The sequence below is a fragment of the Ralstonia sp. OTU4908 genome, assembly GCF_038440115.1.
In the GTDB taxonomy this organism is placed as follows: Bacteria; Pseudomonadota; Gammaproteobacteria; order Burkholderiales; family Burkholderiaceae; genus Ralstonia; species Ralstonia pickettii.
On sequence record NZ_JASATD010000009.1, the window covers coordinates 158,701 to 173,540 of the forward strand.

9 protein-coding genes and 4 tRNA genes are annotated in these 14,840 nt (G+C 61.2%); all 13 read right to left on the minus strand.

The features are described 5' to 3' along the window. Nucleotides 1–176: 176 nt before the first annotated feature. Nucleotides 177–4,406 (minus strand): DNA-directed RNA polymerase subunit beta', encoded by a 4,230-nt coding sequence (rpoC, locus tag AAHM38_RS10850; protein ID WP_015855763.1) that lies wholly within the window; start codon nucleotides 4,404–4,406, stop codon nucleotides 177–179. A 127-nt stretch (nucleotides 4,407–4,533) separates the two neighbouring features. Next, a complete protein-coding gene (gene rpoB / locus AAHM38_RS10855) occupies nucleotides 4,534–8,640 on the minus strand; it encodes a DNA-directed RNA polymerase subunit beta (protein ID WP_015855764.1) in 4,107 nt (1,368 codons plus the stop codon). Between the two features lie 449 nt (nucleotides 8,641–9,089). Further along, complete coding sequence (gene rplL, locus AAHM38_RS10860; RefSeq protein ID WP_004634456.1) at nucleotides 9,090–9,464, minus strand: 50S ribosomal protein L7/L12; 375 nt, start codon at nucleotides 9,462–9,464, stop codon at nucleotides 9,090–9,092. 63 nt (nucleotides 9,465–9,527) lie between these two features. Continuing rightward, nucleotides 9,528–10,034 (minus strand): 50S ribosomal protein L10, encoded by a 507-nt coding sequence (gene rplJ / locus AAHM38_RS10865; protein WP_004634455.1) that lies wholly within the window; start codon nucleotides 10,032–10,034, stop codon nucleotides 9,528–9,530. A gap of 376 nt (nucleotides 10,035–10,410) precedes the next feature. Next, nucleotides 10,411–11,106 (minus strand): 50S ribosomal protein L1, encoded by a 696-nt coding sequence (rplA, locus tag AAHM38_RS10870; protein ID WP_004634454.1) that lies wholly within the window; start codon nucleotides 11,104–11,106, stop codon nucleotides 10,411–10,413. Nucleotides 11,107–11,108: 2 nt separating this feature from the next. Next, nucleotides 11,109–11,540, minus strand: coding sequence for a 50S ribosomal protein L11 (gene rplK, locus AAHM38_RS10875; RefSeq protein WP_004634453.1), 432 nt, complete (start codon nucleotides 11,538–11,540; stop codon nucleotides 11,109–11,111). A 177-nt stretch (nucleotides 11,541–11,717) separates the two neighbouring features. Continuing rightward, nucleotides 11,718–12,302, minus strand: a complete 585-nt coding sequence (nusG, locus tag AAHM38_RS10880; RefSeq protein ID WP_015855765.1) for a transcription termination/antitermination protein NusG — start codon at nucleotides 12,300–12,302, stop codon at nucleotides 11,718–11,720. 12 nt (nucleotides 12,303–12,314) lie between these two features. Continuing rightward, complete coding sequence (secE, locus tag AAHM38_RS10885) at nucleotides 12,315–12,695, minus strand: preprotein translocase subunit SecE (protein WP_015855766.1); 381 nt, start codon at nucleotides 12,693–12,695, stop codon at nucleotides 12,315–12,317. A gap of 59 nt (nucleotides 12,696–12,754) precedes the next feature. Beyond that, nucleotides 12,755–12,830: transfer RNA gene (locus AAHM38_RS10890), tRNA-Trp, on the minus strand. 88 nt (nucleotides 12,831–12,918) lie between these two features. Beyond that, nucleotides 12,919–14,109, minus strand: coding sequence for an elongation factor Tu (gene tuf, locus AAHM38_RS10895; protein WP_015855767.1), 1,191 nt, complete (start codon nucleotides 14,107–14,109; stop codon nucleotides 12,919–12,921). Nucleotides 14,110–14,152: 43 nt separating this feature from the next. Next, nucleotides 14,153–14,227 (minus strand) — tRNA-Thr (locus AAHM38_RS10900). A gap of 19 nt (nucleotides 14,228–14,246) precedes the next feature. Next, nucleotides 14,247–14,320, minus strand: a tRNA-Gly gene (locus AAHM38_RS10905). A 56-nt stretch (nucleotides 14,321–14,376) separates the two neighbouring features. Beyond that, nucleotides 14,377–14,462, minus strand: a tRNA-Tyr gene (locus AAHM38_RS10910). Nucleotides 14,463–14,840 lie beyond the last annotated feature (378 nt).

Here is a 14,840-nt window from a genome sequence, read left to right on the forward strand (position 1 = left end):
CCGGTCTATAGCCGGGAAATCATAGCGGTTGGCATGTTAAGGCGGGTTAACGTCTCAAGAAAATACGGACCCGACAGCACCAGTGTTGTTTGGTGTCTGCACACGGTGCCTTGGCGAAAAACGGACAAAAAAAGCCCGGCACATGGCCGGGCTTTGATGGTGTTGCTGGCGTTCGCTTACGCGTCGCCTTCTTGCTGAACGGCAGGCGTTTCGAAGATCGAAGCGGCTTCTTCTTCGGCAATCGCTGCAGCGCGGTCGCGGTCGGCCACTTCCTTCGCCTTGCGGGCGCGGTGGTAGGCCAGGCCAGTACCGGCCGGGATCAGACGGCCAACGATGACGTTTTCCTTCAGACCACGCAGGTCGTCGACCTTGCCCATGATGGCGGCTTCGGTCAGCACGCGCGTGGTTTCCTGGAACGACGCCGCCGAGATGAAGCTGTCGGTCGACAACGATGCCTTCGTAATACCCAGCAGCAGGTTTTCGTAGGTCGCCGGACGCTTGCCCAGCGCGATCACCTTGTCGTTCTCGTCGAGCAGGTCCGAACGCTCCACCTGTTCACCCGGGATGAAGCGGGTGTCGCCGGTATCGACAATCTGCACGCGGCGCAGCATCTGACGAACAATCACTTCGATGTGCTTGTCGTTGATCTTCACACCTTGCAGACGGTACACGTCCTGCACTTCGTCGACGATGTAGGTCGCCAGCTCTTCCACGCCCTTCAGACGCAGGATGTCGTGCGGGTCGGCCGGGCCTTCGACGATCATCTCGCCCTTGTTGACCACCTGGCCGTCGTGCACCAGCACCTGCTTTTCCTTGGCGATCAGGAACTCGTGGGCGTTGCCGTCGAGATCCGTAATCACCAGGCGCTGCTTGCCCTTGGTGTCCTTACCGAACGAAACCGTACCGGTGACTTCCGCCAGCACGGCGGCGTCCTTCGGCGAACGCGCTTCGAACAGCTCGGCCACACGCGGCAGACCACCGGTAATGTCACGCGTCTTCTGCGATTCGGTCGGGATACGTGCGAGCACTTCACCCACGTGCACTTGCTGACCGTCCTTCACGGTGATCAGCGCGCCCACCTGGAAGCCGATGGTCACGGAGTGGTCCGTGCCCGGGATCTTCACTTCGGCGCCCGACGAGTCGAGCAGCTTCACTTGCGGACGGATGCCCTTCGTGGCAGCGGTACGACGCTTCGCATCGATCACCACCAGCGTCGACAGACCGGTCACTTCATCCATCTGCTTGGCGACGGTCACGCCTTCTTCGACGTTCTCGAACTTGATGGTGCCCGAGTACTCCGAAATGATCGGACGCGTCAGCGGATCCCACGTGGCGAGCTGCGTGCCGGCCTTGATGGCCTGACCATCCTTGACCAGCAGCGTCGCGCCGTACGTGATCTTGTGGCGCTCACGCTCACGGCCGTGGTCGTCGGTGATCAGCGCTTCGCCCGAACGCGAGATGACGATCTGCTCGCCCTTCGCGTTGGTGACGTAACGCATGGTCGCCGTGAAACGCACGGTACCGGTTGCCTTCGCTTCCACGCTCGATGCCACTGCCGCACGCGATGCCGCACCACCGATGTGGAACGTACGCATCGTCAGCTGCGTGCCCGGTTCACCGATCGACTGCGCAGCGATCACACCCACTGCTTCGCCGGAGTTGACCAGCACACCGCGGCCGAGGTCGCGACCGTAGCACTTAGCGCACAGGCCGTAACGCGTGTCGCAGGACAGCGGCGTGCGGACCTTCACTTCGTCCACGCCGAGCGCGTCGATCAGGTCCACCATGTCTTCGTCGAGCAGCGTGCCGGCCTCGATCGCAGTTTCCTGCGTTTCCGGGTTCACCACGTCGTTGACGACCACGCGGCCGAGGATACGGTCGCGCAGGGCTTCGATCACTTCACCGCCTTCGACCAGGGCCTTCATGGCCACGCCGTTGGAGGTGCCGCAATCGTCTTCCACCACCACCAGATCCTGCGTCACGTCGACCAGACGACGGGTCAGGTAACCCGAGTTCGCGGTCTTCAGTGCCGTATCAGCCAGACCCTTACGTGCACCGTGGGTCGAGATGAAGTACTGCAGAACGTTCAGGCCTTCGCGGAAGTTCGCGGTAATCGGCGTCTCAATAATCGAGCCGTCCGGCTTGGCCATCAGGCCACGCATACCGGCGAGCTGACGGATCTGCGCTGCGGAACCCCGTGCGCCCGAGTCGGCCATCATGTAGATGGAGTTGAACGACTCTTGCTTGACGGTGTTGCCGTTGCGGTCGACCACGTCTTCGGTCTGGAGCTGCTCCATCATCGCCTTGCCCACCTGGTCGCCGGCGGCGCCCCAGATGTCCACGACGTTGTTGTAACGCTCCTGGTCCGTCACCAGACCCGACATGTACTGCTTGTCGTATTCCTTCACCTTGGCGGCTGCCTCGGAGATGATCTTCTCCTTGGCCGGCGGCACCAGCATGTCGTCGATGGCGATCGAGATACCGGCGCGCGTTGCCAGGCGGAAGCCCGACTGCAGCAGCTTGTCAGCGAAGATCACGGTTTCGCGCAGACCGCACTTGCGGAATGCCGTGTTGATCAGGCGCGAAATTTCCTTCTTCTTCAGCGGCTTGTTCAGCACCGAGAACGGCAGACCCTTCGGCAGGATCTCCGACAGGATCGCGCGGCCGACCGTGGTCGATTGCAGCGTGATCTTCGGTGCAAAACGGGCGTCGCCGTCGGCTTCCGGGTTCACCAGCTCATACTCGGTGATCCGCACGTTCACGCGCGAAGCCAGTTCGACTTCCTTGTTCTCGTAGGCGCGGATCACTTCCGAGATGTCGGCGAAGGTCATGCCCTCGCCCTTGCCGTTGATCTTGTCGCGGGTCGTGTAGTACAGACCCAGCACCACGTCTTGCGACGGCACGATCGACGGATCGCCGTTGGCCGGGAACAGCACGTTGTTCGACGCCAGCATCAGCGTGCGCGCTTCCATCTGCGCTTCGAGCGACAGCGGAACGTGAACAGCCATCTGGTCGCCGTCGAAGTCGGCGTTGAACGCCGCGCAGACCAGCGGGTGCAGCTGGATGGCCTTGCCTTCGATCAGCACCGGCTCGAACGCCTGGATACCCAGACGGTGCAGCGTCGGCGCACGGTTCAGCATCACCGGGTGTTCGCGGATCACCTCTTCGAGGATGTCCCACACCACCGGCGTCTGGCTTTCCACTTCCTTCTTCGCCGCCTTGATCGTGGTGGCGATGCCCATCGTTTCCAGCTTGTGGAAGATGAACGGCTTGAACAGCTCGAGCGCCATCAGCTTGGGCAGGCCGCACTGATGCAGCTTCAGCGTCGGGCCCACCACGATGACCGAACGGCCCGAGTAGTCCACGCGCTTGCCCAGCAGGTTCTGACGGAAACGGCCGCCCTTACCCTTGATCATTTCAGCCAGCGACTTCAGCGGACGCTTGTTGGCGCCGGTCATCGCCTTGCCGCGACGGCCGTTGTCCAGCAGCGAATCCACTGCTTCCTGCAGCATGCGCTTTTCGTTGCGCACGATGATCTCCGGCGCCTTCAGCTCGAGCAGACGCTTCAGACGGTTGTTCCGGTTGATCACGCGGCGATACAGGTCGTTCAGGTCCGACGTGGCGAAACGGCCGCCGTCCAGCGGCACCAGCGGACGCAGCTCGGGCGGCAGCACCGGCAGCACTTCGAGGATCATCCAGTCCGGCTTGATGCCCGAACGCTGGAATGCCTCGAGCACCTTCAGGCGCTTGGCGAACTTCTTGATCTTGGCTTCCGAGCCCGTAGCTTGCAGCTCGGCGCGGATCGTCTCGATCTGCTTCTCGATGTCGATGCCGCGCAGCAGCTCGCGAATGCCTTCGGCGCCCATCATGGCGACGAATTCGCCTTCGCCGTACTCGTCGCACTTGGCCAGGTAGTCGTCTTCCGACATGATCTGGCTCTTCTTGAGCGCGGTCATGCCCGGCTCAACCACGACGAATGCTTCGAAGTACAGCACGCGCTCGATGTCGCGCAGCGTCATGTCGAGCACCATGCCCAGACGCGACGGCAGCGACTTCAGGAACCAGATGTGCGCGGTCGGCGCAGCCAGTTCAATGTGACCCATGCGCTCACGGCGCACCTTGGCCAGCGTCACTTCAACGCCGCACTTCTCGCAGATCACGCCACGGTGCTTCAGGCGCTTGTACTTGCCGCACAGGCACTCGTAGTCCTTGATCGGGCCGAAGATCTTGGCGCAGAACAGACCGTCACGCTCGGGCTTGAACGTGCGGTAGTTGATGGTCTCGGGCTTCTTGACTTCGCCGAACGACCACGAACGGATTTTCTCAGGCGACGCGAGGCCGATCTTGATCGCGTCAAACTGCTCTTCTTGCTGTACCTGACGGAATAGGTCGAGCAATGCTTTCATTCCAAACTCCTTGAGTTTGAGGCTGGCGCCTTGGTGTGACCCAAAGGCGCCGGCCCTAAATCTTCGTCAATGGCTGCTGTTACCAGGGCATGGCGATGTTGCCGCCACGCCCTCACCGCATCGGCGCTTAGTTGCGCTCGAGGTCGATGTCGATACCCAGCGAGCGGATTTCCTTCACCAGCACGTTGAACGATTCCGGCATGCCGGCATCGATCGAGTGCTCGCCCTTGACGATGTTCTCGTACACCTTGGTCCGGCCGTTCACGTCATCCGACTTCACGGTCAGCATTTCCTGCAGCACGTAGGATGCGCCGTACGCTTCGAGTGCCCACACTTCCATTTCACCGAAACGCTGGCCACCGAACTGGGCCTTACCGCCCAGCGGCTGCTGCGTCACCAGCGAGTACGGACCGGTCGAGCGCGCGTGCATCTTGTCGTCGACCAAGTGGTGCAGCTTCAGCATGTGCATCACGCCCAGCGTGACCGGACGCTCGAAGGCTTCACCGGTGCGACCGTCGAACAGCGTGACCTGCTGCTTGGAAGCGGTCAGACCCTTCTCCTTCGCGATGTCTTCCGGATAGGCGAGGTCCAGCATGCGGCGGATTTCATCCTCATGCGCACCATCGAACACCGGCGTCGCGAACGGCACGCCCTTCTTCAGGTTCTCGGCCAGCTCGAGGATTTCAGCGTCGGACAGGCTGTCCAGATCTTCAACCTTGCCGCTTTCGTTGTAGATCTGCTCCAGCAGCTTGCGGATCTCGGCAGCCTTGGCTTGCGCCTTGAGCATGTTGCCGATGCGCTCGCCCAGACCGCGCGCGGCCCAGCCCAGGTGGGTTTCGAGAATCTGACCCACGTTCATCCGCGAAGGCACGCCCAGCGGGTTCAGCACGATGTCAGCAGGTGTGCCGTCGGCCATGTACGGCATGTCTTCGATCGGGGTGATCTTCGACACAACACCCTTGTTACCGTGACGGCCGGCCATCTTGTCGCCCGGCTGCAGGCGACGCTTCACGGCCAGATACACCTTGACCATCTTGATCACGCCCGGCGGCAGTTCGTCGCCTTGCGTGAGCTTCTTGCGCTTCTCTTCGAACGCGAGGTCGAAGTCGTGGCGCTTCTGCTCGATGGCAACCTTCACGGCTTCCAGCTGCAGCGCGACTTCGTCTTCTGCCGGGCGGATGTCGAACCAGTGCCACTTGTCCAGATCGCCCAGGTATTCCTTCGTGAGCGCGGTGCCCTTGGCCAGCTTCTTCGGGCCGCCGTTGGCAACCTTGCCCACCAGCAGACGCTCCAGACGCTGGAAGGCATCGCCTTCCACGATACGCAGCTGGTCGTTCAGGTCCAGGCGATAGCGCTTCAGCTCTTCGTCGATGATCGACTGGGCACGCTTGTCACGCACCACGCCTTCACGCGTGAAGACCTGCACGTCGATCACGGTACCGCTCATGCCCGACGGCACGCGCAGCGAGGTGTCCTTCACGTCGGACGCCTTCTCACCGAAGATCGCACGCAGCAGCTTTTCTTCCGGCGTCAGCTGGGTCTCGCCCTTGGGCGTGACCTTGCCGACCAGCACGTCGCCGGCTTCCACTTCCGCGCCGATGTACGTGATGCCCGACTCGTCCAGGCGAGCCAGTTGGGCTTCGGCCAGGTTCGAGATGTCGCGCGTGATTTCTTCCGGTCCGAGCTTGGTGTCGCGGGCGACGACCGACAGTTCCTCGATGTGGATCGAGGTGTAGCGGTCTTCAGCCACGACGCGCTCCGAGATCAGGATCGAATCTTCGAAGTTGTAGCCGTTCCAGGGCATGAACGCGACCAGCATGTTCTGGCCGAGCGCAAGCTCGCCCATGTCGGTCGAGGCGCCGTCAGCAATCACGTCGCCGCGGGCAACGATGTCGCCCACCTTGACCATCGGACGCTGGTTGATGTTCGTGTTCTGGTTCGAACGCGTGTACTTGATCAGGTTGTAGATGTCCACGCCGACTTCACCGGCCACGGCTTCGTCGTCATTCACGCGGATCACCACGCGGTTCGCGTCAACATAGTCGACCACGCCGCCACGGGTTGCCTGCACGGCGGTACCCGAGTCCACTGCCACGGTGCGCTCGACGCCCGTACCCACGAGCGGCTTGTCTGCACGCAGGCAAGGCACGGCCTGACGCTGCATGTTCGCGCCCATCAGTGCACGGTTTGCATCATCGTGCTCGAGGAACGGCACCAGCGAAGCTGCAGCCGACACGATCTGCGACGGTGCCACGTCGATGTACTGCACGCGGTCCGGCGTGACCATACGGGTTTCACGCTCGCTGCCTTCGCGCGCGGAAACCAGCTCGTCGATCAGGTTGCCGTCCTTGTCAAGCGTCGCGTTGGCCTGCGCCACCACGTACTTGCCTTCCTCGATGGCCGACAGGTAATCCACCTGGTCGGTCAGCTTGCCGTTTTCAACCTTGCGGTACGGCGTTTCGAGGAAGCCGTAGTCGTTCAGCTGTGCGTACAGCGCCAGCGAGTTGATCAGACCAATGTTCGGACCTTCCGGCGTTTCGATCGGGCACACGCGGCCATAGTGGGTCGGGTGCACGTCACGGACTTCAAAGCCCGCACGCTCGCGCGTCAGACCGCCCGGGCCCAGTGCCGAAATACGACGCTTGTGCGTGACTTCCGACAGCGGGTTGGTCTGGTCCATGAACTGCGACAGCTGCGACGAACCGAAGAACTCGCGGATCGCTGACGAAATCGGCTTCGAGTTGATCAGGTCGTGCGGCATCAGGTTTTCCGTCTCGGCCTGACCCAGACGTTCCTTCACGGCACGCTCAACGCGCGACAGACCGGCGCGGAACTGGTTTTCCGCCAGTTCGCCGACGCAACGCACGCGACGGTTGCCGAGGTGGTCGATATCGTCCACTTCGCCCTTGCCGTTACGCAGATTCACCAGCAGCTTGATCGTGTCGAGGATGTCCTCGTCGGTCAGCACCATCGGGCCGGTACCGGTCGAGCGGTTCAGGCGGCTGTTGACCTTCATGCGGCCAACGCGCGACAGGTCGTACGAGTCTTCGCTGTAGAACAGACGTTGGAACAGCGCTTCGACGGCGTCTTCGGTCGGCGGCTCGCCCGGGCGCATCATGCGATAGATCGCGATACGCGCGGCGGTCTGGTCGGCCGTGTCGTCCGTGCGCAGCGTCGCGGACATGTACGGACCCTGATCCAGGTCGTTCGTGTACAGCGTCTGGATTTCCTTCACGCCGGCATCACGCAGCTTCTCGAGCACGCCTTCGGTCAGTTCGTCGTTGGCGTTGGCCAGGACTTCACCGGTGTCCGGATCGACGATGTTCTTCGCCAGCACGCGGCCCAGCAGGTAGTCTTCCGGCACGCTGATCAGCTTGGTGCCCGCGGAATCCAGGTCGCGGATGTGCTTGGCGTTGATGCGCTTGTCCTTCTCGACCACGACCTTGCCGTTCTTGTCGGAAATGTCGAAGCGAGCGACTTCACCGCGCAGACGCTCGGGCACGAATTCCATCAGTGCGCCTTCGGTCTTCAGCGTGAAGTTATCGAACACGAAGAAGTGCGCCAGGATCTGTTCCGGCGTCAGGCCAATCGACTTCAGCAGGATCGTCACCGGCATCTTGCGGCGGCGGTCGACGCGGAAGTACAGGATGTCCTTCGGGTCGAATTCGAAATCGAGCCACGAGCCGCGGTACGGAATGATCCGCGCCGAGAACAGCAGCTTGCCCGAGCTGTGCGTCTTGCCCTTGTCGTGCTCGAAGAACACGCCCGGCGAACGATGCAGCTGGGACACGATCACACGTTCCGTCCCGTTGATCACGAACGAACCGGTGGAGGTCATGAGCGGAATTTCGCCCATGTAGACTTCCTGCTCCTTGATCTCCTTGACCTTGGTGGGATTCTCGCGGTCGTTGATGATCAAGCGCACTTTTGCGCGCAGCGCCGAGTGGAAGGTCAGACCACGCTGTTGACATTCCTTGACGTCAAACGGCGGGTTGGACAGGTGGTACGACACGAACTCCATGCGTGCCAGACCATTGTGCGACACGATGGGGAAAATGGCGTTGAACGCCGCTTGCAAACCTTCGCTCTTGCGTTGTGCAACAGGAGTGTTCTCCTGCAAGAACTGGGCATACGATTGAATCTGGGTGGCAAGCAGGAAGGGAACCTGATGAACCGTTGCGCGTTTCGCGAAACTCTTGCGAATACGCTTTTTCTCGGTAAAGCTGTACGCCATGGGATCTCCGAATCATCGCAAGTGCGCGCGACGGACTTAAGGCGATAAGGCACGCCTGACACTTGAGGTGTTCAGCGACTGGTGACGGGATTTGGCGGTTGGCCGCTACCAACCTCTGGCTGACGGTACTGCGCGCGCCGTTCGCACATGGGCCCATGGAGCCCATGCTACGGACGGGGGAGTACCCGACCAAACTTGCCTTCTGCAGTCGGTTCAGAAGACAAACATCAGCGGACTGCGAGCTGCCTAGTGTGCCACTGATGTTTGGCCTCTGCTGGCCTTGTCTGGGCCGGCTGCCGGAAAACCCGGCGAAGAGACTTCAACGATACTTACAGCGTGATTGCGGGATCGCTCAACAACTGGCCCCACAAGCGCAAAAAGGCTGGCGCCGGGAAAACTCCCTTTGCCAGCCTCCATCGCGTACCGGATACGGCACGCGAGACCTGCACTTACTTGGCTTCGGCTTCCGCGCCGGCTTCCACCAGCTTCTTCACCAGCTCGTCGGCGGTCTTCTTGTCGACGCCTTCCTTCACGGGCTTCGGTGCGCCATCGACCAGGTCCTTGGCTTCCTTCAGGCCCAGACCAGTGATTTCACGCACGGCCTTGATGACGCCAACCTTGTTCGCGCCGGCGCTCTTCAGCGTCACGGTGAATTCGGTTTGCTCTTCAGCGGCAGCAGCGCCACCAGCAGCAGCCGGACCGGCCACGGCCACGGCAGCAGCCGACACGCCAAACTTCTCTTCGAACGCCTTGACCAGGTCGTTCAGTTCCATCACGGACATCGCGCCAACGGCTTCCAGGATGTCGTCTTTGGTGATTGCCATTTGAATAACTCCAGAATGTGATTCGGTATCGATCGTGCGATCTGTAAGCGGTGGAGCAGCCTATTAGGCCGCTGCAGCCTCGCCTTCGCCTTGCTTGGCAGCCAGGGCACCCAGGGCGCGGGCAAAGCCCGACACCGGAGCCTGCATGACGAACAGCAGCTTGCTGAGCAGTTCTTCGCGGCTCGGAATCGTTGCCAGCGCCTTCACGGCGTCGACGTCGAGAACCTTGCCATCGTACGAACCGGCGCGCAGCACCAGCTTGTCATTGCCTTTGGCGAAATCGTTCAGCACCTTGGCCGGGGCCACTGCGTCTTCGGAAATACCGTAGATCAGCGGGCCAGTCAGTTGCTCGGCGAGTTCGGCAAACGGCGTGCCTTCAACAGCGCGGCGTGCCAGCGTGTTCTTCAGAACGCGCAGGTAAACGCCTTGCTGGCGCGCTTGCGCGCGCAGCTTGGTCAGATCGCCAACCGTGATACCGCGATATTCAGCAACGACGATGGTCGAGGCCTTGGCGACTTGCGCCGTTACCTCGGCCACGACGGCCTTCTTATCTTCGAGATTGAGTGCCACGGTTAAGCTCCAAAACGACTTCGGCTTGCGCAATCGCTGCGGTCACCTCGGTCAGTCCAAAAGTACGGCGTCCGATTGGCACAAATCACTTCGGCAATACCAAAGTCACTCATTCCCTTCGGGGGCGCCATCTGCGTTGGCTGAGCATCGGCTCCGTTTCCGGAATCGGCTGCGATTAAGGTGTTGGCTCCAAGGAGCCCTTCACCGCCAACGGTCTTTGATAACCAGCGGCGTCGGCCTGCTTGCGCAAACGTCTACCACTGCCCAAAGTCTTGTCCCTTAAGCTTCCAGGGTCCGCGTGACCGGGGCCACGCGAGAGAAAACTGCTAACACCAGGATGGTTATCGGGCCGCCCGGTGCGAAAGATCGACAGCGATCAGGCAGCCAGGGTTGCCTGGTCAACACGCACGCCCACGCCCATCGTCGACGAGACCGCGACCTTGCGCAGGTACACGCCCTTGCTCGACGCCGGCTTGGCCTTGGTCAGAGCGTCCAGCAATGCAGCCAGGTTGCTCTTCAATGCTGCCGGCTCGAACGAGCGGCGGCCGATGGTGGCGTGGATGATACCGGCCTTGTCGACACGGAATTGCACCTGACCCGCCTTGGCGTTCTTCACAGCCGTGGCAACGTCCGGCGTCACGGTGCCGACCTTCGGGTTCGGCATCAGGCCGCGCGGGCCCAGGATCTGACCCAGCGTACCGACCACGCGCATCGTGTCCGGCGAGGCGATCACGACGTCGAAGTCCATCTTGCCAGCCTTGATCTGCTCGGCGAGGTCTTCCATGCCGACGATCTCAGCGCCAGCAGCCTTGGCTTGCTCGGCCTTGTCGCCTTGTGCGAACACAGCCACGCGCACCGACTTGCCGGTACCCGCAGGCAGCACCACCGAACCACGAACCACTTGGTCCGACTTCTTCGCATCGATGCCCAGTTGCACAGCCACATCGATGGACTCATCGAACTTGGCGCTGGCGCATTCCTTAACGAGGCTCAGCGCTTCGTCGATCGGGTAGAACTTGGTACGTTCGACCTTGGCCTTGTTCGCGGCCGCACGCTTCGAAATCTTTGCCATGATTACAGGCCCTCCACCGTGATACCCATCGAACGGGCGCTACCGGCGATCGTGCGCACGGCGGCGTCCAGATCAGCTGCGGTAAGGTCAGCGTTCTTCGCCTTGGCGATTTCCTCTGCCTGAGCGCGGGTGATCTTGCCAACCTTGTCGGTATGCGGCTTGGCGGAACCCTTCTGGATACCGGCAGCCTTCTTGATGAGCACAGTCGCGGGCGGCGACTTCATCACGAAGGTGAAGCTCTTGTCGGCGAAGGCGGTGATCACCACCGGCACCGGCAGGCCCGGTTCCATACCTTGAGTCTGCGCGTTGAACGCCTTGCAGAACTCCATGATGTTCAGACCGCGCTGACCCAGGGCCGGGCCGACGGGCGGGGACGGATTTGCTTTACCAGCCGGAATTTGCAGCTTGATAAAGCCAATAATCTTCTTGGCCATCTTGACTCCAATCCGGATTGCCTAGCTCAGAAAACAATGGCAATCCTGTTGAGTGGTAACGCACCGGCGCAAGGCCGACGCTCCTCTGTTGGCGCAGGCGGCTTCGCCACCGTTGCCCGTCAGGTCCAGTGGACCGGACGACTAGTGCAGTGGCTTGCGCCACCACACCGAATTTTTTTAAACCTTCTCGACCTGGCCGAACTCGAGTTCGACCGGTGTCGCACGCCCAAAGATCGTCACGGAAACGCGCAGGCGCGATTTCTCGTAGTTCACTTCCTCGACGTTGCCGTTGAAGTCGGTGAACGGGCCTTCCTTCACGCGCACCATTTCGCCCACTTCGAACAGCGTCTTGGGACGCGGCTTTTCGACCCCTTCCTGGATCTGGGCCATGATCTTGTCGACTTCGCTCTTGGAAATCGGCGAGGGGCGATTGCCCGTACCACCAATGAAACCGGTCACCTTGGAAGTGTTTTTCACCAAGTGCCAGGTCTCGTCGGTCATTTCCATTTCGACAAAAACATAGCCAGGGAACAGGCGACGCTCAGTCACGGTCTTGCGACCGCTCTTGCTTTCCATCACCTCTTCCGACGGCACCAGAATCTGGCCGAACAGATGTTGCAGGCCTTCGCGCTCGATGCGCTCCTGCAGCGCGCGTTGCACGCTTTTTTCCATGCCCGAATAGGCATGCACGACATACCAGCGCTTCTTGGAGGCCGGTGCGGACGAATCCGTGGACGTGTCGTTCACTACGTTATCCGTCATGGCTTCACCCGATTATTTCCAGCCCAACACGAGCGAGAAGATCACCCACTCGATGAGCTTGTCCGCAGACCACAGGAACAAGGCCATGATCACGACGAACGCAAACACCAGACCGGTCATCTGCCCGGCTTCCTTGCGCGTCGGCCACACCACCTTGCGAACTTCGCGGTAAGACTCACGCGCGAACTCGATGAAGCCTTGCCCAGGTGCGGACACCAGCGCAACGCCCGCGCCCAGCACCAGCCCGCCAATCAGCGAGGCAGCACGGACATAGCTTGGCTGTTGTGCCAGCAGGTAAAAACCGATCACCCCAGCAACTAGCAGCAGGAACGCCAAGACCAGCAGCCACTTGCCGCTGGCGGTGTTGACGGTTTCGACGTTCGGATTGGCCATGTTTCCCAAACGAGACTAAGCCGCGTGGCGCGTTTTCCTGCGCGACGCGGCTGATGAATTGGCAGGGGCAGAGGGAATCGAACCCCCAACCTTCGGTTTTGGAGACCGACGCTCTGCCAGTTGAGCTATACCCCTAAAACAGCTTTGGGGTTGCCATTCGGTCAACCCCACTCTGGCACTTCACGTGCGGCCGGTTGGCAGCCGCACGGAAGAGTTACAGCACTTACTCGATGATCTTAGCGACGACGCCAGCACCGACGGTACGACCACCTTCACGGATTGCGAAGCGCAAGCCTTCTTCCATGGCGATCGGGGCGATCAGCTTGACGGTGATCGACACGTTGTCGCCCGGCATGACCATTTCTTTGTCGGCCGGCAGCTCGATCGAGCCGGTCACGTCCGTCGTACGGAAGTAGAACTGCGGGCGATAGTTGTTGAAGAACGGCGTGTGACGACCGCCTTCGTCCTTCGACAGGATGTAGACCTCGCCCGTGAAGTGCGTGTGCGGCTTGATCGAACCCGGCTTGCACAGCACTTGGCCGCGCTCGACGTCTTCGCGCTTCGTACCGCGCAGCAGAATACCGACGTTGTCGCCTGCTTGACCCTGGTCCAGCAGCTTGCGGAACATTTCCACGCCCGTGCAGGTCGTCTTTTGCGTGGCTTTGATACCGACGATTTCCAGCTCTTCGCCGACCTTGACTACACCGCGCTCGATACGGCCGGTCACCACGGTACCGCGACCCGAGATCGAGAACACGTCTTCCACCGGCATCAGGAACGTGCCGTCAACAGCGCGCTCCGGCGTCGGGATATAGGTGTCCAGTGCGTCGGCCAGGTTCATGATGGCCACTTCGCCCAGTTCGCCCTTGTCGCCTTCCAGCGCCAGCTTGGCCGAACCCTTGACGATCGGGGTGTCGTCGCCCGGGAAGTCGTACTTCGACAGAAGTTCGCGCACTTCCATCTCGACCAGCTCCAGCAGCTCAGCGTCGTCCACCATGTCGCACTTGTTCAGGAACACGACGATGTACGGCACGCCGACCTGACGGGCCAGCAGGATGTGCTCACGCGTTTGCGGCATGGGGCCGTCAGCGGCCGAGCACACCAGGATGGCGCCGTCCATCTGGGCGGCACCGGTGATCATGTTCTTGACGTAGTCGGCGTGGCCCGGGCAGTCAACGTGCGCGTAGTGGCGGTTGGCCGTTTCGTACTCAACGTGCGCGGTGTTGATCGTAATACCGCGTGCCTTTTCTTCCGGCGCCGCGTCGATCTGGTCGTATGCCTTAGCGGCACCACCAAACTTGGTCGCCAGCACGGTCGTGATCGCCGCGGTCAGCGTCGTCTTGCCGTGGTCAACGTGACCAATCGTACCAACGTTCACGTGCGGCTTGGTCCGCTCGAACTTTTCCTTTGCCATGTCGCGACTCCTGTCTCGGTAGCGATTTGCGTTGGTGGATGCGTGGTGCCCATGGGCAGGATCGAACTGCCGACCTCTCCCTTACCAAGGGAGTGCTCTACCACTGAGCCACATGGGCAAAACTTGCTAACAGTGAATGGAGCGGGTGAAGGGAATCGAACCCTCGTCGTAAGCTTGGAAGGCTTCTGCTCTACCATTGAGCTACACCCGCCCGGGTTACTACTTCCCTTGCCGCCCGGCCTTGCGACCGAACTCACTGCTTAATTCTGGTGGAGAGGGTTGGATTCGAACCAACGTAGGCGTAAGCCAACAGATTTACAGTCTGCCCCCTTTAGCCACTCGGGCACCTCTCCGAAGAGAACTTGCGATTATGGGACCATCAGGCCACCCTGTCAAGCGCTGCTTGATGAAATCGCGAGATTTCGAGCATTGATGCTCTCATCCTTATATGGCGCACTGCTTGCAGAGATCGGAGTCGCTACGAGAACAGTCCGCCACGCGCGCGGCGCCCCGGAAGAGCCGCAGATCGCTCCGCAACGTCATGGAACATGCGCAGCAATCTAGCGAAGCAGGTCCTGGCACAGAGCGACTCGCAGACCGCGCGGTCGCATTTGCGCGTCGCGCAGCTAGACGGCCGTGGCCAACCGCTCTTTGGGGCGCGGGGCTCAAACAGACATACGACCCGATTGAGCAACGGAGGCCCGTTCCACGCCGCAATGAGCCGATCTGGT